The following is a 21,777-nucleotide window of genomic DNA, read 5'->3' on the forward strand; positions in this document are numbered from 1 at the left end:
AGCCATAGCCCATCAGGACTATGGCTTCATTTATTGAAATGGCTCAGTTGACGCAATTGCGGCAAATGGACCGCACGTCACTTAACCAGGAAGATTGTCATGAAGGCTGATATCCATCCCGCTTATCACACGATCAAGGTCGTCATGACCGATGGCACCGAATACGAAACCCGCTCGACCTGGGGTTCGGAAGGCGCAGTCATGAACCTTGAAATCGACCCCAAGTCCCATCCGGCATGGACGGGCGGCAACCAGCAGCTTATGGACCGCGGCGGTCGCGTTTCCAAGTTCAACAAGCGTTTCGGCGGCCTCGGCCTCTAATCCACTTGTGGACGGATCATTTAAAAAAGCCCGGTTTTACCGGGCTTTTTTATTGTCTGTCGATCCGGTGAAACGAGCCCATTGTAGGCCAAAACAAAAAAGCAGGCCCATGAGCCTGCTTTTCGAATTGTCCGTATAAGGTCGTCTTTTCTCAGTTGATCGAGAAAGCCGTGCGCAGAAGGTTAAGCTGCGCCTGCACGCTGTTTTCGTTGTCCGGTACCTTGGTGGCTTCGGACGGGCGGTAAATTTCACGGTCGAGCAGGGCAACGCGGTTCTGGAGGCGGAGCGACCGCTCGATGAGGTCACGGAAGCACTCAGGCAGGTCGTTCCAGCCTGGAGCGTTGCGATCGACGTTGAAGCTGTCGAGCCGCACCTTGCTTTTTTCGCTGAGAACCTGATCGCGTGTCATCTCGCCATTGTTGACGGCGCGCTGCAGAAGCAGCCAGGACGCCATCTGCATCAGGCGGGTGGTGAGGCGCATCGATTCTGCCGCGTAAAGGACAGACGCCATGCGCGGCAGAACCTTTGAAGCGGTACGACCGGCTCCATCAAGATAGCTCGCCGTTTCCTCAACCAAGGTCATGCCTTCGGTATAGAGGGTCTTGAACTGGTTGGAAGCAGCCGCGCGACCCGCAAAGCTAATGGTATTTAAAACCTGTTCCGACATTTTCTTTAAATCCCTGCTCACGCACCACACTGTCAGGCAACGACGACCGGTAATATTTTGTTCCGGCCTTTAGTGTTTTCAGGATGGTATCTTTACCTGAAATGCGCAAGGCAATTATTAAAGAAGGGTTAATACCCACAGTTTTACGAAATCCGGTGATCGGTAAAAAAAGAGCCGCGAAAGCGGCTCTCAAGGTAAAACAGGGAGAAAAATCAGACCAATTCGCCGTATGGAGAAGATGCCTGAGGCCCAGAAGAACTGGACATGTATAGTAATCTCTCAGAAAGCTTAATTTTTGGTTAATGGTAAACGAAAGACTGCATCAAAATCGTTAATCTCGTTTGCCTTTGTGGCAGCAGCTTATCGAGTTAAGACTTGGCCGGAGGTTTTGCTGAAGGCCGCCTGTCAGGACCGGAAGAGGTTCTCCGCCGCAAGCCGGCCGGCAGACTTCCTTTTCCTCTCCTCTTCAAGTCGGGTGATTTCGGTTTGAAGAATGTCGATGCGGTTGCTCAGCTCGTCCACCGAAAGAAGGCTGAGATCGCTGCCGATCTCATGCGCTACCGGTTTTTGCGGACGGTCATCGTCCAAGAGGCTCATATGCCTGCTCCTTTTTCAACATGGTCGCCATCGTCCTCGGGATATTGCGGCGCGCGCGGGTCAAGCGCAATGCTTTCCGGTGTCACGAGCGGTGAGGGCGTTGTCGGCATCATCGTCGAGAAATTGTCCTTTTCGGCGTTCGAAAGCGTGGCGCGCTGACGGCTTCTGATGATGGCATAGGCCGTGATCAGCACATGGGCGACGGCTGTCACCAGGAACAGCGCATAGGGGCCGGAATAGGTCATGACCGCGCCGCCGAGCGTCGGGCCGATGATGGTGCCGATGCCATAAAGCAGTAGCAGTCCACCGGAAACCTTGACGAAGTCTTCCGATGCCGCAAAGTCGTTGGCATGCGCCACGGCGATGGGATAAAGCGCGTTGGCGGCGGCGCCGTAAATGGCGATCATCGGAATGAGCACATAGACATCATGCGGCTGCACGGCCGCCACGGCCAGGCCCGCAACCGCGCCAAGCCCCGCCAGTCCGGCAAGCACATAACGGCGGTCAATCCGGTCCGAAAGGCGGCCTGCAGGAAACTGGGCGAGTGCGCCGACGAAAATCGTGACGGAAACCATGATGGCGATCATGGTCGGATCAAGGCCCGCCCGCGCGCCGAAAACGGCGCCAAGCGTACCGTAAGCACCATTGGCGATGCCGATCATCAGGATACCGACGAAGGAGACCGGCGAATTCCGATAGAGGGCGGGTAAGTCCAGCTTCACCTTTTGCAAGGGCTGGGGACTGGCAGCCTTAGAAAGCGTGGCCGGCAGAATGGCGATGCAATAGATGATGCCGCAGATCATGAACAGCGAGCTATTGCTGATATCGCCCATCGGCACGATCATCTGCCCAGCCACGACGCCAAGCAGCGTTATGGCGATATAGAGCGAAAAGATCATGCCGCGGCTCTCATTGGTCGCGCGCTCGTTCAGCCAGCTCTCGATGATCATGGAAGTGCCGGCGGTGCAGAAGCCTGTAAGCGCGCGGAGCGTAATCCACCAGACATCATCGATAACGAGGCCGGTCATCAGCACGGTCAGGCAGACAAGCGCCACGAAGGAGGCAAATGCCCGCACATGCCCCGCACGGCGCACGATGGCGGGCGCCACAAAACACCCAATGACGAAGCCTGCCGCCCAGGAGGTGCCGAGAAAGCCCAGAATTTCATTGGAATAGCCTTCCGCCGAACCGCGCATGGGTAGCACGAGACCCTGAAGGCCGTTACCGAGAAAAAGAAACAGAGTGCTGGATAAAAGAGCGAATACGGGTAGAAGATTTCTGCTCATGAAGACACTCTCATGCGTTCGAACGTATGGTCGGCAGGCCATAAGACGGGGGTTACCCGAATGAGTTGCACTCTTCTGGTGAACGGTAAAAATGTCCAGCCTGTGACGATGCAGAAATAAAGAAAAGGCTCAATAAATGACAAAGGCGATCGGCCTTTTTTTACTGCTGGCGATGATTGTGCAGATCATCCGCCCCTTGGGCCTGCCCGGCCTCAAGAAAAGAGGCGATTGCTGGAAGATAGCGGTTGCCGCCTTCGTCATCTGGTCGGCGACGCTGCTTTTGCGCCCATAAAGAAAAAGCCGCCCAAGGGGCGGCTTCAATTTTTTATAAATGCCTGGGGCAATGCCTCAGGCAGCCTTTTCGAGTTCCTGCTTCCAGTTGCCCTTGGCAGCCAGGGTGTTCATCATCGCGCGGTGTGTGAAAGCACGCTGGCCGGCCGCGACATTTGCCTGTTTGCCGCCCCAAGCCTTGAGTGCGGTGTCCTGAAGGGCGCGGCCGTACGAATAGGTCAGCGACCAGGGCAGGTCGTAACCGGCATTCATGGCGGAGAGATGCGCCGTCGCCTCTTCGGAGGACTGGCCGCCGGAAAGGAAAGCGATGCCGGGAACGGCAGAAGGCACGGTCGCCTTCAGAACCTTCACGGTCTTTTCCGCCACTTCATCAACGGAAGCCTTGCGGGCATTCTTGCCGTCGATGATCATGTTCGGCTTGAGGATCATGCCTTCAAGGTTGACGCGGGCGTCGAACAGATCCGCGAACACGGTCTGGAGAACCCATTGCGTGACTTCCGCACAGCGATCGATATCGTGCGTACCGGGTTCGCCGTCCATCAGCACTTCCGGTTCCACGATCGGCACGATGTCTGCCTGCTGGCAGAGGGCGGCGTAACGGGCGAGCGACTGGGAGTTTGCCTTGATCGAACCCCAGCTCGGACGCTGATCACCGATGGTGATGACGCCGCGCCACTTGGCGAAACGCGCGCCGGCTTCATGGTACTTGCGCAGGCGCTCATACAGGCCGTCAAGGCCTTCGGTGATGAATTCACTCGGGTGGAAAGCCATCGGCTTGGCGCCGATATCCACCTTGATGCCCGGCAGGCTGCCGGCGGCCTTGATGATGTCCACGAATGGCGTACCGTCGGCGGCCTTCTGGAACAAGGTTTCTTCGTAAAGGATGACGCCGGAGATGCACTTCTTCATGGCGTCGTCGGAGCGGAACAGCATTTCGCGATAATCGCGGCGGGCGGTCTCGGTTGATTCCAGGTTGATGCTGTCGAAACGCTTCTTGATCGTTCCTGTGGATTCGTCGGCGGCGAGCAGGCCCTTGCCGTCTGCAACCATTTTGATTGCGATGTCTTCGAGACGTTCGGTCATTTGCTATTCTCCCAAGGCACAATAAATTCCCGATAACAGAAGTTCCAGGGCAGGGAAATGGCATGCTAACTCATTGAAACGATTGAAATCATTTCAATCGTTTGAAACTTTCCTCCCATGCGCACTTACCAAAAAACAAGGCCGGCCAAGCATCGCTTGTCCGGCCTCGTGTCAGGCAAGTGTGGGAAGTCTACTTGGCGGCGGTCAGGATGGCAACGCCCGGCAATTCCTTGCCTTCCATCCATTCGAGGAAGGCACCGCCTGCCGTCGAGATATAGGTGAAATCGTCCGAGACTCCGGCATGGTTGAGTGCCGCGACGGTATCGCCGCCACCGGCGACGGAGACGAGCTTGCCGGCCTTCGTGCATTCGGCGGCATGTTTTGCGGCAGCAACGGTTGCCGCATCGAAGGGCTCGATTTCGAAGGCGCCAAGCGGGCCGTTCCAGACCAGCGTTTCCGCGCGCGAAATCCAGGCTTTGATGCTTTCGACCGATTTTGGGCCGACATCGAGAACCATGGCGTCAGCGGGAATGGCGTTGATATCGACGATTTCATTTGCCGCACCGGCCTTGAATTCGCGGGCAACCACGCCGTCTTCCGGCAGTACGATCGCACAGCCGGATGTCGCCGCCTCGATCATGATCTGTTTTGCGGTTTCGGCAAGGTCGTGCTCGCAGAGGGACTTACCGACTTGTGCGCCACGCGCGGCAAGGAAGGTATTGGCCATGCCACCGCCGATGACGAGGGCATCGACCTTCTTGACGAGGTTCATCAGGAGATCGATCTTGCTTGAAACCTTGGCGCCGCCGACGATGGCGACGACCGGGCGAACAGGCTGGCCAAGGCCTTTTTCCAGCGCCTCAAGCTCGGCCTGCATGGTGCGACCGGCATAGGCGGGCAGATGACGCGCCAAGCCCTCGGTGGAGGCGTGCGCACGGTGCGCGGCAGAGAAGGCGTCGTTCACATAGATATCGCCATTGGCTGCCAGAGCCTCGACGAAGGCGGTGTCATTCTTCTCTTCGCCCTTGTGAAAGCGGGTGTTTTCCAGAAGCAGGATATCGCCATCATTCATTTTCGCGACTGCGTCGGCTGCCGGCGCACCGATGCAATCGGATGCGAAGAAAACGGCGTGATCCAGCACTTCCTCGACCGCAGGCACGATCTGGGAGAGCGACATGTCGGCGACCGGTTCACCCTTGGGGCGACCGAAATGGGCGAGCAGAATGACTTTTGCGCCTTTTTCGGAAAGCTCCAGAATGGTCGGTGCAACCCGCTCGATACGGGTGCTGTCCGTCACTTTGCCATCCGCAACCGGCACGTTGAGATCAACACGGACAAGGACGCGCTTTCCGGCAATATCGTTAAGGTCATCGATGGTCTTGAAGGCGGGCATAGGTCGATCCTGATTTCGTTGCGAGTTCGGGACGGACCATACTATGCCTGATTGCCGACGCAAGCCGGTCAGGCCTCATTTTCTCTTGCCTCGTCTGAAGGCGCGGAAATGCCCTTGCCGGCAGTGGTGGAGCCCGACTGGCGCCGCTGGGCCAGATAAGCGCGCACGCGGCGGAGAATTTCCGAAAAGCTGATAAAGATCGGCAGGCCGATAGCCGGTTCGACCGGCTCAAGCGAAATTCCGATCCCGGTAATCGCCTCATGTTCGTCCAACGCCCGAACGATGAGAACAATAGAACCAAGGCGCACCCGGTCGGCATAATCTGCCTTGCCGGAAAGGCGCGCCTCGATCAGTTCCGCGATGCTCATGGCATGCTCGTTGGCCGAAATAAGGCCGGGGCCGTAGGCGGCGTCAAGCTCCGTGGCCGGACGCGCGGGAGAGATTGCAAAGATTCCGAAGAAATCGGCGTCGTCATCCGCAACCGGCAGGGCGCTTGCAAACAGCCGGTCGATCAGCCGCGTATAACCGGGCGCGATAAAAAGATAGACGAGATCATTTTCGCGCAGGCGCCCGGCATATTGGTAGCGAATGGATTTGCCGTCGCGCACGACGAGCGAGGGCATTGCCCAGCGGGGAATACGCTCGCCCTGCATGATGGCGCTGCCTTTGGCCACGCGGTATGAAATCAGTTCGTGATTGGCAGTGCCGGGAAGGTCCACTTCCAGTTTGTCGACATCACCCATGCGCGGCGGCACGATCAGCCCGAGCCGTGTTGCCACCGGCTTGATCGTCCAGCCTTGCAGCAGAAGCGACACGAGCACGATGATGAAGGCGGCATTGAAATAGATTTGCGCATCGTCCAGCCCGCCAAGAATGGGCATGATGGCAAGCAGGATGGAAACCGCTCCACGAAGGCCCACCCATGCCACGAAGGAGGTTTCCTGCTGGGTATAGTTGAAGGGCATGAGGCTGAGCCACACCGCAAGCGGGCGGGCGACAAAGATCAGGAAAAGCGCAAGCAGCACGGCCGGAATGGCAATCGCTGGAAATTGCGATGGCGTTGCCAGAAGGCCGAGCATCAGGAACATGATGATCTGGGCAAGCCAGGTCAGCCCTTCATGGAAACGGCGGATGGTCTCCTTGGCAAAAATCCGGCGGTTGCCGGCAACGATGCCCGCCACATAAACCGCAAGAAATCCACTGCCGCCAATAGCGCCGGTGAACGAGAAGACCAGCAGGGCAAGAGCCAGCACGAAGATCGGCGCCAGCCCGCGGTCGGCAGCGAAACGGTTGACGACTGTTGCGATCATGACGCCGCCGAGCAGGCCGAAGATAACACCGAGACCCATTTCCTCGACGAACAGCAGCAGGAAGCCAGTGTCGATGCCGGCCAGTCCCTGTCCCTTGGCGATGATCTCGACCAGCGCGACGGTGAGGAAAATCGCCATGGGATCATTGGTGCCGGATTCGACCTCAAGCGTTGAGCGGACCTGATCGCGGATATGAATGCCGCCGATGCGCAATAGAAAGAATACGGCTGCCGCATCAGTAGAAGCGACGATGGCGCCGAGCAGCAGGCCTTCCAGCCACGACAGTCCGAGCAGCAGGGCGGCAGCGCCTGCGAAAAACACGGATGTGAGGATGACGCCGACGGTGGCGAGGGCGACGGCGGGCGCTGCCGAAAGCCGGAAGGATTGTATCGACGTACCGAAACCGGAATCGAAAAGGATGACGGCGAGAACGAGCGAGCCGAGCATATAGGCGAGCGGATTGTTGGTGAACTGGATACCGAGGCCATCCACGCCTGCCGCAAGGCCAATCATCAGGAAGAGCAGCAGGAGCGGTGCGCCGAACCGGAAGGCGATGAGGCTTGAGAACGCTGCGACGAGCACCAGAACAGTTGCCACCAGCAACAGAAGATAAAATGATTCCACGTCCACCGCCTCTTTCAAACCGCGCTGGCCGTCGCAATCAATGCCCTGCACGTTTGCAGTCAATGCGCCACGGGTTGCGGTCTGTCAGCGCTGTTGTGGGTGGCGATGAAAGGCGACGCAAGGCGGGGTGTATCGAATGATACGGCAGGGCCGAAGTGCATTGCGCACGACCGTTGTCCCTGTTCTTCTTGTCCGTTTCAAAGTGGACCAGACGAAGGCAGGAAATGGGATTTTTTTCGGCGCCCGGACGAAACGTTCATGGCGTGTAGCGCTGTGGATGTTTCGCGCAAACAATTCGCATGCCGGCGTTTCGACGTAACATAGAGACAATGCAGCTACGTTAGTTGTCGCGTCCGAGTTGCTTTCACCATGACCGGAGCGATCGGATGAAACGGAAATCCATTACTATATTTATTGCCTTGCTGGCGGTCGGCCCAATTGTTTCGGGCTGTTCTAGCACGGAACAGACGGCTGAAAACATGGCCGCCCAACGCGAGCGTTGCCGGGTGTTTGGTTACCCTGAAGGTTCGCGTGATTTCGCTGACTGCATGATGAAGCTTTCCATGCAGCAAAGCGATTTGAGGCAACAGACTTTCGATACGATCTGGAGCGGTAGCAGTTCGGATCAGATTATCATCAACAACAAGAAATAACGGGTTGTGCAGTTCATCAGACTTGGTCGGTTTGGTCTCATGCGCCTCTTGCCGGGCGATGGTTTTCGATCCGAAACGCCCCGCCTTGCTTCAGGAGCGATACCGGCGGGTCCCTCGTCCCGCCGGCAATTTTTTGGCAAAGAAAAACCGGCAGGATTGCGCCTGCCGGTTTTTCGTAATTCGCGAACCGTGGTGCTTGTTCAGATGGTCTTCGCAAATGCGACGGCCGTATCCGACATGCGGTTGGAGAAGCCCCACTCGTTGTCGTACCAGGAAAGAACGCGCACGAACTTGCCTTCCATGACCTTGGTCTGATCGATCGCGAAGATCGAGGAGTGGCTGTCGTGGTTGAAGTCGCGGGAGACCAAAGGCTCTTCGGTGTAGCCGAGAATGCCCTTCAGCTTGCCGTTGGAAGCGGACTTGATTGCTTCGTTGACTTCCTCAACCGTCGTGTCGCGCTTGGCGATGAACTTGAAATCGACGACCGAAACGTTCGGGGTCGGAACGCGGATCGACGTACCGTCCAGCTTGCCCTTGAGGTGCGGCAGAACGAGGCCAACGGCCTTGGCTGCACCCGTCGAGGTCGGGATCATGGAAAGGGCTGCGGCGCGGGCGCGGTACAGATCCTTGTGCATGGTGTCCAGCGTCGGCTGGTCGCCCGTGTAGGAGTGGATCGTTGTCATGAAGCCGTGATCGATGCCAACGACGTCATCGAGAACCTTCACAACTGGCACGAGGCAGTTGGTGGTGCAGGACGCGTTGGAAATGACCAGATGGTCTTTCGTCAGCTGATCGTCGTTGACGCCGAAGACAACCGTGAGGTCAGCGCCGTCAGCAGGAGCGGAAACGATGACGCGCTTGGCGCCTGCCGTCAGGTGGGCAGCGGCCTTGTCGCGGGCGGTGAAGATGCCGGTGCACTCGAGCGCGATGTCGACACCCAGTTCCTTGTGCGGCAGCGTTGCCGGATCGCGAACGGCCGTAACCTTGATCGGCTTGCCGCCGCCAACGATGATCGTGTCGCCTTCGACCTTCACATCTGCCGGGAACTTGCCGTGGATCGAATCGTAGCGCAGCAGGTGGGCGTTGGTTTCAACCGGGCCGAGGTCGTTGATGGCAACGACTTCGATATCGGTGCGGCCGGATTCGACGATGGCACGCAGAACATTGCGGCCGATGCGGCCAAAGCCGTTAATGGCAACTTTTACAGTCATTTATAGTCTCCCGAACAAGATATGTGCTTGGTCTTTGCGGAATGTGAGGGCTTGGGAAGCCCTCATGCAAGTTTTGCCTCGACTGCGGCGACGACAGCTTCCGCCGTGATGCCGAAGTGCTTGAAGAGATCCTTCGCCGGCGCGGACGCACCAAAGGAATGCATGCCGACGAAAGCGCCGTCGGAGCCGATGAAGTAATCCCAGCCCTGGCGGATGGCGGCTTCCACCGCAATTTTGACCGGAGCCTTGCCGATGATGGCGTTGCGGTAGGTTTCCGGCTGTTCCTTGAAGAGCTCGAAGCAGGGAACGGAAACGACGCGGGCGGAAACGCCCTTGTCCTTCAGCGTCGCTGCAGCCTTGAGCGCTACTTCCACTTCCGAGCCGGATGCAAAGATCGAAACCTTGGCATCGCTTGCGGATACGAGTTCGTAGGCGCCGTAAGCGGAAAGGTTCTTTTCTTCGTATTCCTTGCGCGAAGGCGCAAGGTTCTGGCGGGTGAGCGCCAGTGCCGAAGGACGATGCTTCTGCTCAAGCGCCAGCTGCCAGCATTCCGCCGTCTCGGTTTCATCCGCCGGGCGGAAGACGAGCAGGTTCGGGATGGCGCGCAGCGCGGCGATCTGCTCCACCGGCTGGTGGGTCGGGCCGTCTTCGCCGACGCCGATGGAATCATGCGTCAGAACGTGGACGACGCGGATGCCCATCAGGGCAGCCAGACGGATCGACGGACGGCAATAGTCCGAGAAGATCAGGAAGCCGCCGGCATAGGGAATGAGACCGCCATGCAGTGCGATACCGTTCATCGCTGCTGCCATGCCGTGTTCGCGGATGCCGTAATGCAGGTACCGGCCGGAGAAGTCCGTCGGCGTGATGGACTTCATCTGGCTGGTCTTGGTGTTGTTGGACGGCGTCAGGTCGGCCGAGCCGCCGATCATTTCCGGCAGGATGCCGTTGATGACTTCAAGCGAGTCTTCCGAGGCCTTGCGGGTCGCAACGGTCGGGTTGTTCTCGATGATCTTCTTCTTGAAGGCATCGATCGCGCTGTCGAAGTTGCCGGGCAGATCGCCGGCGAAGCGGCGCTTGAATTCGGCCTTCTTGCCGGCTTCAGTGGCTTCGAGACGGGCTTCCCAGTCCTGACGGGTCTTGGTCGAGCGCAGGCCGGCGAGACGCCATGCATCCAGCACGTCTTCCGGAATGACGAAAGCTTCGGCTTCCCAGTTGAGGCTCTTGCGGGCGGCGGCGATTTCTTCGGCGCCCAGCGGGTTGCCGTGAACCTTGTGGGTACCCTGCTTGTTGGGTGCGCCGAAACCGATCACGGTCTTGCAGGCGATGAAGGTCGGGCGGTCGGATTTATGTGCAGCTTCGATCGCGGCGGCAATCGCATCCGGATCATGGCCGTCGACGCGTATGGTGTTCCAGTGAACAGCCTGGAAGCGGGCGATCTGGTCGGTGCTGTCGGAAAGGCCAACTTCACCGTCGATGGTGATGTTGTTGTCATCCCAGAACAGAACGAGCTTGTTGAGCTTCAGGTGGCCGGCAAGCGCGATGGCTTCATGGCTGATGCCTTCCATGAGGCAGCCGTCACCACACAGCACATATGTGAAGTGGTTCTGCAGATCGGAGCCGAATTCTTCTTCCAGCTTGCGTTCGGCGATTGCCATGCCAACGGCGTTGGCGATGCCCTGGCCGAGCGGGCCGGTCGTCGTTTCGATGCCGGTCGCGTGGCCATATTCGGGATGGCCGGCGGTCTTGGAGCCGAACTGACGGAAACGCTTGATCTCGTCGATAGTCATGTCCTCGTAGCCCGTCAAATAGAGCAGCGAGTAAAGCAACATCGAACCATGGCCCGCAGACAGCACGAAGCGGTCACGATCCGGCCACAACGAGCTCTTGGGATCGAACTTCAAAAAGCGGGTGAAAAGAACAGTGGCGACATCAGCTGCGCCCATCGGCAGGCCGGGATGGCCGGAGTTGGCCTTCTCTACTGCATCCATGGCAAGAAAGCGGATTGCATTGGCCATCCGGTCGTGTTTGTCGCGAGAAATCATGGCTTTTCCGTCTGTTTCCGGGTGAAGGGAGATAGTTTTACGCAACTATCCAAAAAGCGGGTTGATCCATAGCAGGTGAGGCAGGCAAGTCAATAAATCCACGGGCAATTGCGGTTCTCTCAAGGATAAAAATCGTTTAGCAAAACGGGTGTCTCGAGAAAAATCGTGCGATATGTGTCGCCGTTTCCTCGTTCATCCACAGAGCAAAACGCCTCAATGCACTGGTTTGATTGACGTGATGATAAATCGGGTAATAACCTCTTGGATGTTGAAAAGGCCTGAAACCGGACGATTCGGCCGGTTACTTGCGAGTTGGAAAAAACGATGTCGGCTGAGAAGACCGTACAATCTGCGGTGACGGAGCTGAGCGCTGCCATCACAAATCTCGAAAATGCCATCGATATGCGTATCGAACGGCAAAGGGAGACGGGCGAAATCGATAACGAGGTCAAGCGGGTCCATGTCGATCGCGCAAGGCTCGCGCACGAGCTGGACCAGGCCGAGTTTCGCGCCAATCGTCTCGAAGAAGTCAACCGCGAGGTTTCCCGCCGTCTGGTGACGGCGATGGAGACGATTCGCGCGGTGCTGGATCGATAGGGAGCGGTTTCATGGCGCAAGTTACTGTTATGATCGACGGCAAGGCCTACCGCATGGCTTGCGAGGCAGGGCAGGAAGAGCACCTGACCGATCTCGCTACCCGTTTTGACCGTTATGTGGGGCATCTAAAGAGCCAGTTCGGCGAAATCGGTGATCTGCGATTGACCGTCATGTCGGGCATCATGGTGATGGACGAACTTTCCGAGCTCAACCGCAAGATCGAAAAGCTGGAGGGGGAAATAGCGTCCCTTTCTCGCAACCGCGACGGTATCGCCGAACACAAGGCAAGATCGGACGAGATGGTTGCCGTTGCCATCAGCGATCTGGCCGACCGTCTGAACGGTATTACCGAAAAACTCCTGGCGCGGCCAAAGCCTGCGGCGCATTGATCGCCGGCAAAGCTTTCCAGCAACAAAATTCGTTCGTGGCCCTCTGGTGGTTTGGTTGGATACGTCCTATATCTAAGAGGCGTTCTGCGCTTCCCGACAGGAACCACAATCCCTGGGGCCATACTCGATCCAAAGGGAGCTGTCCCTGGCCAGTCCCGTGGGGCTGGACACATGGCGCCCACCTACATTTGTAGGCACCCAGGATCGTAAATCTCCATCGGTCGCCGTGGATCGCACTTGAAGTTTCGGGTCACTCCCCGATTCTTCTTCTGACTCATATAGTGTCGACAGTTATTTTTCATTGCTGCCGGAGACGGCTTTTTTATGCTGCTGTCATTGCAATGGCGGAACAATTCCCTATTATCTCAATTGGTATGTCTGTCATGCCCTTTTTTTTGAAAGAGGGCGCTGCGGCCAAAACCGCGACGTGCCGTTCAACAGCCCAAAGAGCTAAACTTGTTTACTGAAATTATGATCGTGGTCCTGCTCACCGTATTTAACGGTGTGCTTGCCATGTCCGAGCTTGCCGTTGTCTCCTCCAGACCGGCGAGGCTCAAGGTGCTTGCCGCGCACGGCAGCAAGGGCGCCACGATGGCGCTCGGTCTTTCCGAAAATCCCGGACGCTTTCTTTCCACGGTGCAGATCGGCATCACGCTGGTCGGCGTTCTCTCCGGTGCGTTTTCCGGCGCCACCCTCGGCGCCCGGTTCACGGCATGGCTGTCGGTGCAGGGCGTCCCCGATCGGGTTGCCGATGCGTTGGGCGTGGGCTCCGTTGTCGTCGCCATCACCTACCTGTCGCTGATCGTCGGCGAATTGGTGCCGAAGCAGATTGCGCTGCGCGATCCGGAAAAGATCGCTGCCCGTGTTGCACCCACCATGGTGATGCTCTCCAAGGTCGGCGCGCCGCTGGTCTGGTTTCTCGACAAATCCGGCAAGGCCATCCTTGCGCTTCTCGGCCATAGCGGCACGTCCAATGCATCGGTCACAGATGACGAAATCCGCACGGTTCTGGCGGAAGCTCATAGCGCCGGCGTCATCGAAACCGAGGAATCGGCGATGATCACCAGCGTCATGCGCCTTGCCGACCGTAATGCCCGTGGCCTGATGACGCCGCGACGCGACGTGGAAGTCGTCGATATTGAAGACAGTGCGGAAGAAATCCGTGTTCAGCTTCGGGAAACGCAGCGTTCCCGCCTGCCCGTGCGCAACGGCGCCTCCGATGAAATTCTGGGCGTGCTTTTCGCCAAGGACGCTTTCGATGCGCTGGCATCCGGCAAGGAGCTGAATGTGCGCGAGCTTCTGCGCGAAGTTCCCGTCGTCTCGGATCTGACGAGCGCTGTCGATGTCATCCAGTCATTGCGCCGTTCCACCGTGCATATGGTGCTGGTCTATGACGAATACGGCCATTTCGAAGGTATCGTCAGCTCTGGCGACGTTCTGGAAGCAATCACAGGTGCCTTCCAGGAAGACAATGACGAGGAGCCCGCGATCGTCGAGCGCGAGGACGGTTCGTTCCTCGTTGCTGGCTGGATGCCCGCCGATGAGTTCGCTTACCGCATGGGCTTCCAGATCGACGAAGACGCCGAGTTCGAGACCGTTGCCGGTCTGGTGCTTGACGAGTTCCGTCGCCTGCCGGAACTGGGCGAACACATCACCCGCAACGGCTGGCGTTTTGAGGTCATAGACCTTGATGGACACCGTATCGACAAGGTGCTCGTGAGCCGGGCTGCCTGATGTCCGGCGACATCGCCGAAAAAGCAAGGCTGCGCGGCGAAAGGCTTGCCGCGCGTGATGCGTTGCCACAAGCCGAGCGTCAGCAAAAAAGCGAGGCGATGACGGCATATGGTGCATCTGCCATTCCGTTCTCGCCAGGTGCCGTTATTTCCGGTTTCATGCCCATCCGTTCAGAGGCCGATATTCGGCCGTTGATGGAGGCACTGCGGACAAGAGGCGGGCGCCTCGCCCTTCCCGTTGTGCTGAACCGGGAGACCATCGTTTTCCGCGCCTTTGATGCGGATGCACCGCTGGTGAAGACGGGCTTCGGCACGACCGGTCCGGCAGAGGACGCAGAAGTTCTCGATCCGGATATTCTGCTCGTCCCGCTTTCCGTCTTTGACGGGCAGGGTCAGCGTATCGGTTATGGCGCGGGTCATTATGATCGCGCGATTGCGAGATTGCACGGCAAAGGCCGAGCACCCGTTCTCATCGGCGTCGCATTTGATTGTCAGGAAGTGCCATCCGTGCCGGCGGAGCCGCATGACGTGCCGCTTCAGGCGGTTCTGACGGAGAGTGGCCTGCGCTGGTTTTCGGCTTAGCCGTTGATGACCGGTAGGAAAAAGGCGCTTTAGCACTTTTTAAAAGATGGATTACCCGTTAGAGGGGACGGAATTTAGGAACATGCGCAAGATCGGGGCGGGTGAATGAGGCTTCTTTTTCTCGGAGATATGGTTGGCAAGACCGGACGCACGGCTGTCTGGGACAAGTTGCCCGGGCTTGTTTCCGATCTGAAGCTCGATTTCGTCATCGTTAATGGCGAAAACGCCGCCGGTGGTTTCGGCATCACCGAGGATATCTATCTCGAAACCATCAATGCCGGTGCGGATGTGGTGACGACCGGCAACCATGTCTGGGACCAGAAGGAAGCCGTTTCCTTCTGCGAGCGCCATGACCAGTTCCTGCGGCCAGCCAATTATCCCGATGGTACGCCGGGCAAGGGCTCGGGCATTTTTTACGCCCGCAACGGCGCGCGTGTGCTTGTCGCCAACATCATGGGCCGGGTCTTCATGCATCCGGAACTGGACGATCCCTTCAAATCGGCGGAGAACATTCTCGCTGCCTGCCCGCTGAAGGAGCAGGCCGACGCCATCATCTTCGATTTCCACGCGGAAGCGACGAGCGAAAAACAGTGTTTCGGTCATTTCGTTGATGGACGCGCAAGCTTTGTTGTCGGCACCCACACCCATGTTCCGACTGCTGACGCCCAGATCTTGAACGGTGGCACGGCCTATATGTCGGATGCCGGCATGTGCGGTGACTACGACAGCTCGCTTGGCATGGAAAAGGAAGAGCCGATCAACCGCTTCATTTCCAAAATGCCGAAGGGCCGTTTCGAAGCCGCCAGTGGACCTGCGACGATCTGCGGCGTCGGCGTCGAGATTTCCGACCGGACCGGCCTTGCGGAAAAGATCGCACCGCTGCGAATTGGCCCGAGGCTCTCCGAAACCCTCCCGTCCTTCTGGGCGTGAGCTTTCGGCTTCTAGCGCTCATCACCCGTTCACAATGACGAGATCGTGAGCGTTCCGCCGCTGTTGGCGCTGGACGCCCTGCAAAACCTGCCTCATCTTCCTTTCTTCGCAAGTTCGAGGGAGTGGCATGATGCTGCGCGTGCTAATGCTTGCAATGGCCGGACTGGTTGCGTGCGCGGGAGCGGCCTTTTCCCAGGCTGGAAGCCGCCCTCCCGTCAGCCAGTGCCAGGCAATCGCCCGCAACATTCCCGGCGTCATGTTCGCCAGCTTCAAACCGGCAGGTGCCCAGCTGGCGCAGGCCACGGCTAAGGAAGAGGTGAAGATCAGCTTCATCGGCCATTCCACCTATCTCATCGAAAGTCCTGGCGGCGTGACGATCGCCACAGATTATAATGGCGTCTATCGCCCACCGGTCACGCCGACAGTGGTGACGATGAACCGGGCGCATATGACGCATTTCACTCTTAGTCCGGATCCGGCCATTCAGCATGTGCTGCACGGTTGGAGCGATACGCCCGGAGAAAAGGCCGAGCACAAGCTTCTGGTCGGTGATGTCTATATCCGCAACGTCGCGACTGACATTCGCAACCGCTGGGGCGATTACGAATCCTTTCAGGAAAACGGCAATTCCATTTTCATCTTCGAGGTTGCGGGGCTGTGTATCGGCCATCTCGGCCATCTGCATCACGAACTGACGGACAAGCATTATGCCGAAATCGGTCGTCTGGATGTGCTGATGGTTCCAGTGGATGGTGGTTTGACGATGGGGGCCGACAGCATGAGCCGCGTGGTCAAGCGCCTGCGCTCCGCACTGATCTTGCCCATGCACCGCACCGGGCCGCCGTTGGAGCAGTTTCTGACGATGTTTGGGGAAAGCTTCCAGATCGCCTACGCAAAAGATGCGATCATCCGGGTCTCAATGAGGAACCTTCCCCGCCAGCCGCAGATACTGGTGCCAAAAGGCATGTAGTAAAGCGACCGGCCAGGAAAGTCGGGGGAGTCGTATCTCAGGCGAAGGCGAGGTGCTGGCGAACGCCGACATCAGGCATTTTATCGTCGGACATATTGGCCTTGGCGATTTCCCAGCCGAATTTTAGCGTGCTGTCAGTCGAGGCCCAGATTTCCGCGTCGTCAACATGCAGCGCCAGCATCGTCAGTTGCGGATCGCTCTTACCGTGCTCGTACCAGGCTGCGGTTACGGAGTTCCAGTATTCTTCGATCTTTGTCCTGTCGTCGCGCGCCTCGAGCACACCCGAGAGGCAGGCGTGATAATCATGGTCCTTGCCGACGACACAAAAATGCGCCCGCGAACCCGGCTTCAGCGTTTTGACGAGATCGGTGTCTTTCTTGGAGAAAAACCAGATCGTGTTGGTCTTGGGGTCGGCGTGCGGTGCCATCGGCTGCATATGATTGTGCAGGCCCTCGAGGCCAAGCATGCCGGCATGGACCGAATTGACCTCATCCCAGAGCTGGCGGGCAGGGTTTTCTCTTGCTTCAGTCAGGCTGACCATGTGTTTCCTCCGTTGGGTTTGCTGCGGCGACCGGGAGGGTGAAAAATGTCCCGCTCTTCCGCTTTCATTGTCAAAACGAAAAGCGGATAAATCAGTTCCTTATATTCTTGCGGCCAAGAGAAAGCGCTTGCGGGCTTGAACGGCGGGCATATCGCACTTATAAGGCCCGCAATCTCCAAATTAAGACAATCAGGTTTTCCATGGCTGGTCATTCACAGTTCAAGAACATCATGCACCGCAAGGGCAAGCAGGACTCCGTTCGGTCCAAAATGTTTTCCAAGCTTGCGCGTGAAATCACCGTTGCGGCAAAGGCGGGCATGCCCGACCCGAACATGAACGCGCGCCTGCGCCTGGCAATTCAGAACGCCAAGGCCCAGTCCATGCCGAAGGACAATATCGAGCGCGCGATCAAGAAAGCTTCCGGTGCAGACAGCGAAAACTACGATGAGGTCCGTTACGAGGGTTACGGCCCGGGTGGCGTCGCCGTCGTCGTCGAGGCCTTGACCGACAACCGCAACCGCACCGCCTCCAACGTCCGCTCCATCTTCACCAAGGCTGGTGGCGCACTCGGCGAAACCGGATCGGTTTCCTTCTCCTTCGACCGCGTCGGTGAGATCACTTACAAGGCCGAAGTCGGCGATGCCGACAAGGTCATGGAAGCGGCTATCGAAGCTGGTGCCGACGATGTCGAATCTTCTGAGGACGGTCACACCATCATCTGCGGTTTCGAGGCGATGAACGAGGTTTCCAAGGCGCTGGAAGGCGTGCTCGGCGAAGCTGAAAGCGTCAAGGCCATCTGGAAGCCGCAGAACACGGTGCCGGTGGATGAGGAAAAGGCGCAGTCGCTGATGAAGCTCATCGACAATCTCGAAGACGATGACGACGTGCAGAGCGTCTATTCCAACTTCGAAGTTTCGGAAGAAATTCTCGCCAAGCTTTCCGCCTGACGGTTCAGATTTAAAAAAAAGCCCCGGCAGCGTCATCGCTCCGGGGCTTTTTGTTTAGGCGGCCTTCCTGATGGAGGTCCGCACATCGGCGAAGATCTCCACGGATCGCAGCCGTTTTTCGATATTGTGGATCGGCATCGAGACGATCAGTTCGTCGGCCTGCGTTTCGGCGAGGAAGCCGTCGAGGTGGCGTCCGATTGTTTCAGGCGAGCCGACCGCGGCGAAACGCAAGGTATGTTCCACCGAAAAACGCTCCATCTCGTTCCAGTGGTCGTCCATGCTGTGAACCGGCTTGGGGAACGGCACGCGTACATTGCGGCGCAGGTTGACGAATTGCTGCTGTGACGAGGTGAAGAGATATTGCGCCTCCTCGTCGGTATCGGCGCCGACTCCCATCACTCCAACCATCACATAGGGCTTGTCCAGCGTCGCAGAGGGCTGGAAGCGCTCGCGATAGATATGGATCGCCTCCATCAGCATGTCAGGCGCAAAATGCGACGCAAAGGAATAGGGCAGGCCGAGTGCCGCTGCCAGATGCGCGCTATAGGTGCTTGAGCCAAGCAACCAGAGCGGCACGTGCGAATTCATGCCGGGCACGGCAAGGATCGCCTGATCCTGCTGGGGCTGGCCAAGGTATTGCTGGAGCTCGATGATGTCGTGCGGGAAGTTCTCCGCACCGGCATCAAGATTGCGGCGCAGCGCCCTTGCCGTCCGCATATCCGTTCCCGGCGCGCGGCCAAGCCCGAGATCGACCCGGCCAGGCAACAGCGCCGCCAGCGTGCCGAATTGTTCGGCAATGACGAGCGGGGAGTGGTTAGGCAGCATGATGCCGCCTGAGCCGACGCGAATATGTTTCGTGGCGGCACCAACATGGGCGATGACGAGCGATGTGGCTGCGCTCGCAATACCAGGCATGCCATGGTGTTCCGCAAGCCAGATGCGGTTGTAACCGTGGTCTTCAGCCTTGATCGCCATGCGGCGAGAATTTTCAAGCGCCTGGCTGACGCTCTCGCCTTCGCCGATTGGCGAAAGGTCGAGAATGGAAAAGGGGATCATCCAACGCTCCTACACAAATTCTGTCTTTGATGCGGATGTAAGGCGCGTGTCCCGATTTACCATAGAAGTCGCGCAGAATTGAAGGATGGTTCAAAAAAATTGGGGCCTCGAAAGAGGCCCCTTTTCATTTTTTTAGCCCGCTCGACGGAATTGCCGGGTTTCGCGATGTTCTGGAGGTTGCCGGTCGGAAGCGAGCACGAATTGTCCGAGCCTGCCGTCCATCTCTCCCGCCTCGGAAGCGAGATTGTGAATGGCCGCCGTCGTCTCCTCCACCATGGCGGCGTTTTGCTGGGTCATGGTGTCGAGACTGGTGACGGTGCTGTTGATTTCCGCAAGCGTATGCGCCTCCTCGCGGGTGGATTCCATGATTTCTTCGATGCGGGAACTGATGGTCTGCACGTGCTTGCCGATGCCGGTTAGCGAGGCGCCCGCCTTTTCGACCAGTGCCACGCCAGTGGAAACCTCGTCGGTGGAGCGCTTCAGCAGGCTGGTGATTTCTTTTGCGGCGGCGGCCGAGCGTTGTGCCAGCTCGCGCACCTCCTGCGCCACAACGGCAAAACCTTTGCCGGCCTCGCCCGCACGCGCGGCTTCCACACCTGCGTTCAGGGCGAGAAGGTTGGTCTGGAAGGCGATTTCATCGATAACGCCGATGATCTGGTTGATCTGGCGCGACGAGGTCTGGATCGCTTCCATGGCGGCGATGGTCTGCTCCATGACGTGGCTGGACGCAGTGGCCTGCGTACTGGCGTCGCGGGCGATCCGTGTTGCCTGTTCGGCGCGTTCGATCTGGTCGCGGACGGCTTCGGTGATTGCCTTGATGGCGCTTGCCGTCTCGGTAATGGAGGCGGCCTGCCGTTCAGTGCGCTCAGCGAGCTGGTCTGCACCTACCCGCATTTCCTCCGAGCCGCCGCGAACGGCGGCGGAATTGCCGCCGATGGCCTGCATGGTCTCGCTGAGCCTTGCAAGCGCCGTATTGAAGTTGTGGCGCAGACTTTCAAGATCGTCTGGGAAGACAGTCTCAATGCGATAGGCGAGATTGCCGCTTGCCAGTCGATCCAGCCCTTCGTCAAGAGAACGCACGACCATTTGCAGCGTGCCGGCCTCGGCCTCTCGTTCCGCAAGATGTGCGCGGCGTGCCGTTTCGGCTTCCTCGCGCGTGCGGGACGTGGTCGCTTCCATTTCCCGCTGCAAAATGAGTTTTTCACGGAAACTGCCAAGCGCGCGCGCCATGCGGCCGATCTCGTCCTTGCGGTCCTGATTGCCGATCTCGGCATCGAGACGGCCTGCCGCCACTTCGCCAGTCAGCCCGGCCAGCTTCTCCAGCGGTGCGAACAGGCGCCGTGCAAAAAAGGCGGTTGCCGCGCACATGGCTGCCAGAACGCAAAGGCCGATGACGGCTAACGTGCCGGCAATCGAAATGGAACCGGCGTTCAACTCGCTGCGCAACATGCTTTCCACCGCGAGGTATTTTTCACCGGCAAACGAGAAGGCGCGGGCATAGGCATTGGCTTCGCCGTCCGGACGGTTGATCTTGGCAATCGTCATGCCGGACGTATTAAGTGCTTGTGCATGGAAGGCATAGATTGCCGGATTAAGGCTGACGAGACCGTTGCCATCCACGCCCAGAACCTTGCCATCGGCGGAAACGATCGCGGATTGTTCGGAGCTGCCGGCGGAGATGCCTTTCGCGAGGATCTGGCTGAAGACCTCTTGTTTGACGCGGAAGAGAACGATGCCCTTGAACGCACCGAATTTGACTACCGGAATACCGAAATAGATGCCGGCCTCTTTAGTCGCGGCGTCGATGCGCAGACCGGAGAAACTCGTCTGCGCCACGTCGTTCACGGCTTTTCCTGCGTTGGTGGCTCCGCGCGCAAAAGCAGCCCCAAGGCCGCTATCCGCCCAGGCGCCACCCGTGACGGTTTCCCCGAAAGCCGGTCCTTTCAGATAGGAGTAATAAACCGTGCCGGCCGGATCGATGAATAGAACATCGCTGAATGGGGTTCCCTTGAGGTAGCCGCCGATATCCGTCTGGGTTTTTTCATGGGTGGAATAATAAAAGCCGCTCGGATTTTCGGGCTTGATGAGCTTTTCTTTCTCTCCGTAGGGGTTCTCCTTGACGAAGACGCGTTGCAGTTCCGCCTTTGCGTCGCCGGAACTCTTCTGCACGGTGCCCCAGCCGCTGCGCATGGAAACTACCGCCATTTGCAGGGATTCGATCTTGGCGATGGAATCCGCCTGCGTTTCAAGCTGCTCAAGGCGTTCCTGCAGCATATCGCCCCTGAAGACGAGAATGCTCTCCATGGATTTCGACGCCTGTTCCTCGAGAACGCCGCTGCTGCTTTGATAGCCGAGAAGCGTGAGAGCCCCGGTCGAGATCGTCATCAGCGCAAGGAAAATCACGAGCACTTTGGTGGATATGGAATGAAAACGGTTCAGCATGGCCGATGCAGCCCTCAATGCCGTATCACTTCCCGCACCATGCATTGATGGCGCCACCGGATGGCTGATATGGCGAAAATATTGCGCTGCGGATCATCATGTCCGCAGC

General features: G+C 58.2%; 21 protein-coding genes and 1 other RNA gene. 11 read left to right on the forward strand and 11 right to left on the reverse strand.

Annotation, left to right across the window (positions count from 1 at the left end; genetic code table 11):
* Positions 1–99 precede the first annotated feature (99 nt).
* Entirely contained in the window at positions 100–321 is a 222-nt protein-coding gene (gene rpmE, locus ACQZ63_RS07585; RefSeq protein WP_003506183.1) for a 50S ribosomal protein L31, read from the forward strand.
* A 151-nt stretch (positions 322–472) separates the two neighbouring features.
* Here the strand turns inward: rpmE and rcdA are convergent, their stop codons facing one another.
* The 3 genes from rcdA to ACQZ63_RS07600 form a co-directional block, all read right to left on the reverse strand.
* Positions 473–988: a protease adaptor protein RcdA gene (gene rcdA / locus ACQZ63_RS07590; protein ID WP_448799117.1), complete on the reverse strand. Its 516-nt coding sequence runs from the start codon at positions 986–988 to the stop codon at positions 473–475.
* 405 nt (positions 989–1,393) lie between these two features.
* Positions 1,394–1,585: a DUF1192 domain-containing protein gene (locus tag ACQZ63_RS07595; RefSeq protein ID WP_003511418.1), complete on the reverse strand. Its 192-nt coding sequence runs from the start codon at positions 1,583–1,585 to the stop codon at positions 1,394–1,396.
* The gene (locus ACQZ63_RS07600; RefSeq protein ID WP_003511417.1) at positions 1,582–2,871 is read right to left on the reverse strand and encodes an MFS transporter; all 1,290 of its coding nucleotides are present in this window, start codon (positions 2,869–2,871) and stop codon (positions 1,582–1,584) included. Before ACQZ63_RS07600 ends, ACQZ63_RS07595 begins: the two co-directional genes overlap by 4 nt.
* Positions 2,872–3,007: 136 nt before the next feature.
* On the opposite strand from ACQZ63_RS07600, the gene ACQZ63_RS07605 reads away from it, so the two are divergent.
* Complete coding sequence (locus ACQZ63_RS07605; RefSeq protein ID WP_013761835.1) at positions 3,008–3,163, forward strand: hypothetical protein; 156 nt, start codon at positions 3,008–3,010, stop codon at positions 3,161–3,163.
* Between the two features lie 56 nt (positions 3,164–3,219).
* Here the strand turns inward: ACQZ63_RS07605 and ACQZ63_RS07610 are convergent, their stop codons facing one another.
* The 3 genes from ACQZ63_RS07610 to ACQZ63_RS07620 form a co-directional block, all read right to left on the reverse strand.
* Positions 3,220–4,245 (reverse strand): class I fructose-bisphosphate aldolase, encoded by a 1,026-nt coding sequence (locus ACQZ63_RS07610; RefSeq protein ID WP_111801841.1) that lies wholly within the window; start codon positions 4,243–4,245, stop codon positions 3,220–3,222.
* 190 nt (positions 4,246–4,435) lie between these two features.
* Positions 4,436–5,638 carry a phosphoglycerate kinase gene (locus ACQZ63_RS07615; protein ID WP_003511413.1) on the reverse strand — a complete coding sequence of 401 codons (1,203 nt, stop codon included), beginning with the start codon at positions 5,636–5,638 and terminating at the stop codon, positions 4,436–4,438.
* Positions 5,639–5,706: 68 nt separating this feature from the next.
* Entirely contained in the window at positions 5,707–7,572 is a 1,866-nt protein-coding gene (locus ACQZ63_RS07620; RefSeq protein ID WP_025595388.1) for a potassium/proton antiporter, read from the reverse strand.
* Positions 7,573–7,958: 386 nt separating this feature from the next.
* Here ACQZ63_RS07620 and ACQZ63_RS07625 point away from each other — a divergent pair, with 386 nt between their 5' ends.
* A complete protein-coding gene (locus ACQZ63_RS07625) occupies positions 7,959–8,225 on the forward strand; it encodes a hypothetical protein (protein WP_003511410.1) in 267 nt (88 codons plus the stop codon).
* Positions 8,226–8,425: 200 nt separating this feature from the next.
* On the opposite strand, the gene gap is transcribed toward ACQZ63_RS07625, so the two are convergent.
* Together gap and tkt are read right to left on the reverse strand one after the other, a co-directional pair.
* Positions 8,426–9,436, reverse strand: coding sequence for a type I glyceraldehyde-3-phosphate dehydrogenase (gap, locus tag ACQZ63_RS07630; RefSeq protein ID WP_003511409.1), 1,011 nt, complete (start codon positions 9,434–9,436; stop codon positions 8,426–8,428).
* Positions 9,437–9,498: 62 nt separating this feature from the next.
* Positions 9,499–11,481 (reverse strand): transketolase, encoded by a 1,983-nt coding sequence (tkt, locus tag ACQZ63_RS07635; RefSeq protein ID WP_019564906.1) that lies wholly within the window; start codon positions 11,479–11,481, stop codon positions 9,499–9,501.
* Positions 11,482–11,805: 324 nt separating this feature from the next.
* Between tkt and ACQZ63_RS07640 the strand changes: the two genes are divergently transcribed.
* From ACQZ63_RS07640 to ACQZ63_RS07670, 7 genes are all read left to right on the forward strand, one after another.
* Positions 11,806–12,078, forward strand: a complete 273-nt coding sequence (locus ACQZ63_RS07640; RefSeq protein WP_003511407.1) for a DUF4164 domain-containing protein — start codon at positions 11,806–11,808, stop codon at positions 12,076–12,078.
* Positions 12,079–12,089: 11 nt separating this feature from the next.
* Positions 12,090–12,467: a cell division protein ZapA gene (locus tag ACQZ63_RS07645; RefSeq protein ID WP_111801840.1), complete on the forward strand. Its 378-nt coding sequence runs from the start codon at positions 12,090–12,092 to the stop codon at positions 12,465–12,467.
* A gap of 78 nt (positions 12,468–12,545) precedes the next feature.
* A non-coding RNA gene (gene ssrS / locus ACQZ63_RS07650) (6S RNA) lies at positions 12,546–12,704 on the forward strand.
* 234 nt (positions 12,705–12,938) lie between these two features.
* Positions 12,939–14,201, forward strand: coding sequence for a hemolysin family protein (locus tag ACQZ63_RS07655; protein ID WP_448799144.1), 1,263 nt, complete (start codon positions 12,939–12,941; stop codon positions 14,199–14,201).
* Entirely contained in the window at positions 14,201–14,782 is a 582-nt protein-coding gene (locus ACQZ63_RS07660; protein ID WP_003511404.1) for a 5-formyltetrahydrofolate cyclo-ligase, read from the forward strand. Before ACQZ63_RS07655 ends, ACQZ63_RS07660 begins: the two co-directional genes overlap by 1 nt.
* A gap of 105 nt (positions 14,783–14,887) precedes the next feature.
* Complete coding sequence (locus ACQZ63_RS07665; protein ID WP_111801839.1) at positions 14,888–15,712, forward strand: TIGR00282 family metallophosphoesterase; 825 nt, start codon at positions 14,888–14,890, stop codon at positions 15,710–15,712.
* A 127-nt stretch (positions 15,713–15,839) separates the two neighbouring features.
* Complete coding sequence (locus ACQZ63_RS07670; protein ID WP_013761825.1) at positions 15,840–16,682, forward strand: MBL fold metallo-hydrolase; 843 nt, start codon at positions 15,840–15,842, stop codon at positions 16,680–16,682.
* A 37-nt stretch (positions 16,683–16,719) separates the two neighbouring features.
* Here the strand turns inward: ACQZ63_RS07670 and ACQZ63_RS07675 are convergent, their stop codons facing one another.
* Complete coding sequence (locus tag ACQZ63_RS07675) at positions 16,720–17,223, reverse strand: pyridoxamine 5'-phosphate oxidase family protein (RefSeq protein WP_003511401.1); 504 nt, start codon at positions 17,221–17,223, stop codon at positions 16,720–16,722.
* A 200-nt stretch (positions 17,224–17,423) separates the two neighbouring features.
* On the opposite strand from ACQZ63_RS07675, the gene ACQZ63_RS07680 reads away from it, so the two are divergent.
* Positions 17,424–18,170, forward strand: coding sequence for a YebC/PmpR family DNA-binding transcriptional regulator (locus ACQZ63_RS07680; RefSeq protein WP_003497595.1), 747 nt, complete (start codon positions 17,424–17,426; stop codon positions 18,168–18,170).
* A gap of 54 nt (positions 18,171–18,224) precedes the next feature.
* Here the strand turns inward: ACQZ63_RS07680 and ACQZ63_RS07685 are convergent, their stop codons facing one another.
* Together ACQZ63_RS07685 and ACQZ63_RS07690 are read right to left on the reverse strand one after the other, a co-directional pair.
* The gene (locus tag ACQZ63_RS07685) at positions 18,225–19,226 is read right to left on the reverse strand and encodes an LLM class flavin-dependent oxidoreductase (protein WP_019564904.1); all 1,002 of its coding nucleotides are present in this window, start codon (positions 19,224–19,226) and stop codon (positions 18,225–18,227) included.
* 132 nt (positions 19,227–19,358) lie between these two features.
* The gene (locus ACQZ63_RS07690) at positions 19,359–21,668 is read right to left on the reverse strand and encodes a methyl-accepting chemotaxis protein (RefSeq protein WP_111801838.1); all 2,310 of its coding nucleotides are present in this window, start codon (positions 21,666–21,668) and stop codon (positions 19,359–19,361) included.
* Between the last annotated feature and the right edge of the window lie 109 nt (positions 21,669–21,777).

The sequence above is a fragment of the Agrobacterium sp. CG160-95 genome (assembly GCF_053521725.1).

Excerpts from the sequence above, each read along its gene's own strand:
- ACQZ63_RS07610 (WP_111801841.1), bottom strand. The coding sequence starts at position 4,245 with ATGACCGAACGTCTCGAAGACATCGCAATCAAAATGGTTGCAGACGGC.
- ACQZ63_RS07680 (WP_003497595.1), top strand. The coding sequence starts at position 17,424 with ATGGCTGGTCATTCACAGTTCAAGAACATCATGCACCGCAAGGGCAAG.
- ACQZ63_RS07595 (WP_003511418.1), bottom strand. The coding sequence starts at position 1,585 with ATGAGCCTCTTGGACGATGACCGTCCGCAAAAACCGGTAGCGCATGAG.
- ACQZ63_RS07690 (WP_111801838.1), bottom strand. The coding sequence starts at position 21,668 with ATGCTGAACCGTTTTCATTCCATATCCACCAAAGTGCTCGTGATTTTC.
- ACQZ63_RS07625 (WP_003511410.1), top strand. The coding sequence starts at position 7,959 with ATGAAACGGAAATCCATTACTATATTTATTGCCTTGCTGGCGGTCGGC.
- ACQZ63_RS07675 (WP_003511401.1), bottom strand. The coding sequence starts at position 17,223 with ATGGTCAGCCTGACTGAAGCAAGAGAAAACCCTGCCCGCCAGCTCTGG.
- rpmE (WP_003506183.1), top strand. The coding sequence starts at position 100 with ATGAAGGCTGATATCCATCCCGCTTATCACACGATCAAGGTCGTCATG.
- ACQZ63_RS07615 (WP_003511413.1), bottom strand. The coding sequence starts at position 5,638 with ATGCCCGCCTTCAAGACCATCGATGACCTTAACGATATTGCCGGAAAG.
- ACQZ63_RS07670 (WP_013761825.1), top strand. The coding sequence starts at position 15,840 with ATGATGCTGCGCGTGCTAATGCTTGCAATGGCCGGACTGGTTGCGTGC.
- ACQZ63_RS07600 (WP_003511417.1), bottom strand. The coding sequence starts at position 2,871 with ATGAGCAGAAATCTTCTACCCGTATTCGCTCTTTTATCCAGCACTCTG.
- ACQZ63_RS07685 (WP_019564904.1), bottom strand. The coding sequence starts at position 19,226 with ATGATCCCCTTTTCCATTCTCGACCTTTCGCCAATCGGCGAAGGCGAG.
- rcdA (WP_448799117.1), bottom strand. The coding sequence starts at position 988 with ATGTCGGAACAGGTTTTAAATACCATTAGCTTTGCGGGTCGCGCGGCT.
- ACQZ63_RS07660 (WP_003511404.1), top strand. The coding sequence starts at position 14,201 with ATGTCCGGCGACATCGCCGAAAAAGCAAGGCTGCGCGGCGAAAGGCTT.
- gap (WP_003511409.1), bottom strand. The coding sequence starts at position 9,436 with ATGACTGTAAAAGTTGCCATTAACGGCTTTGGCCGCATCGGCCGCAAT.
- ACQZ63_RS07605 (WP_013761835.1), top strand. The coding sequence starts at position 3,008 with ATGACAAAGGCGATCGGCCTTTTTTTACTGCTGGCGATGATTGTGCAG.
- ACQZ63_RS07645 (WP_111801840.1), top strand. The coding sequence starts at position 12,090 with ATGGCGCAAGTTACTGTTATGATCGACGGCAAGGCCTACCGCATGGCT.
- ACQZ63_RS07665 (WP_111801839.1), top strand. The coding sequence starts at position 14,888 with ATGAGGCTTCTTTTTCTCGGAGATATGGTTGGCAAGACCGGACGCACG.
- ACQZ63_RS07655 (WP_448799144.1), top strand. The coding sequence starts at position 12,939 with ATGATCGTGGTCCTGCTCACCGTATTTAACGGTGTGCTTGCCATGTCC.
- ACQZ63_RS07640 (WP_003511407.1), top strand. The coding sequence starts at position 11,806 with ATGTCGGCTGAGAAGACCGTACAATCTGCGGTGACGGAGCTGAGCGCT.
- tkt (WP_019564906.1), bottom strand. The coding sequence starts at position 11,481 with ATGATTTCTCGCGACAAACACGACCGGATGGCCAATGCAATCCGCTTT.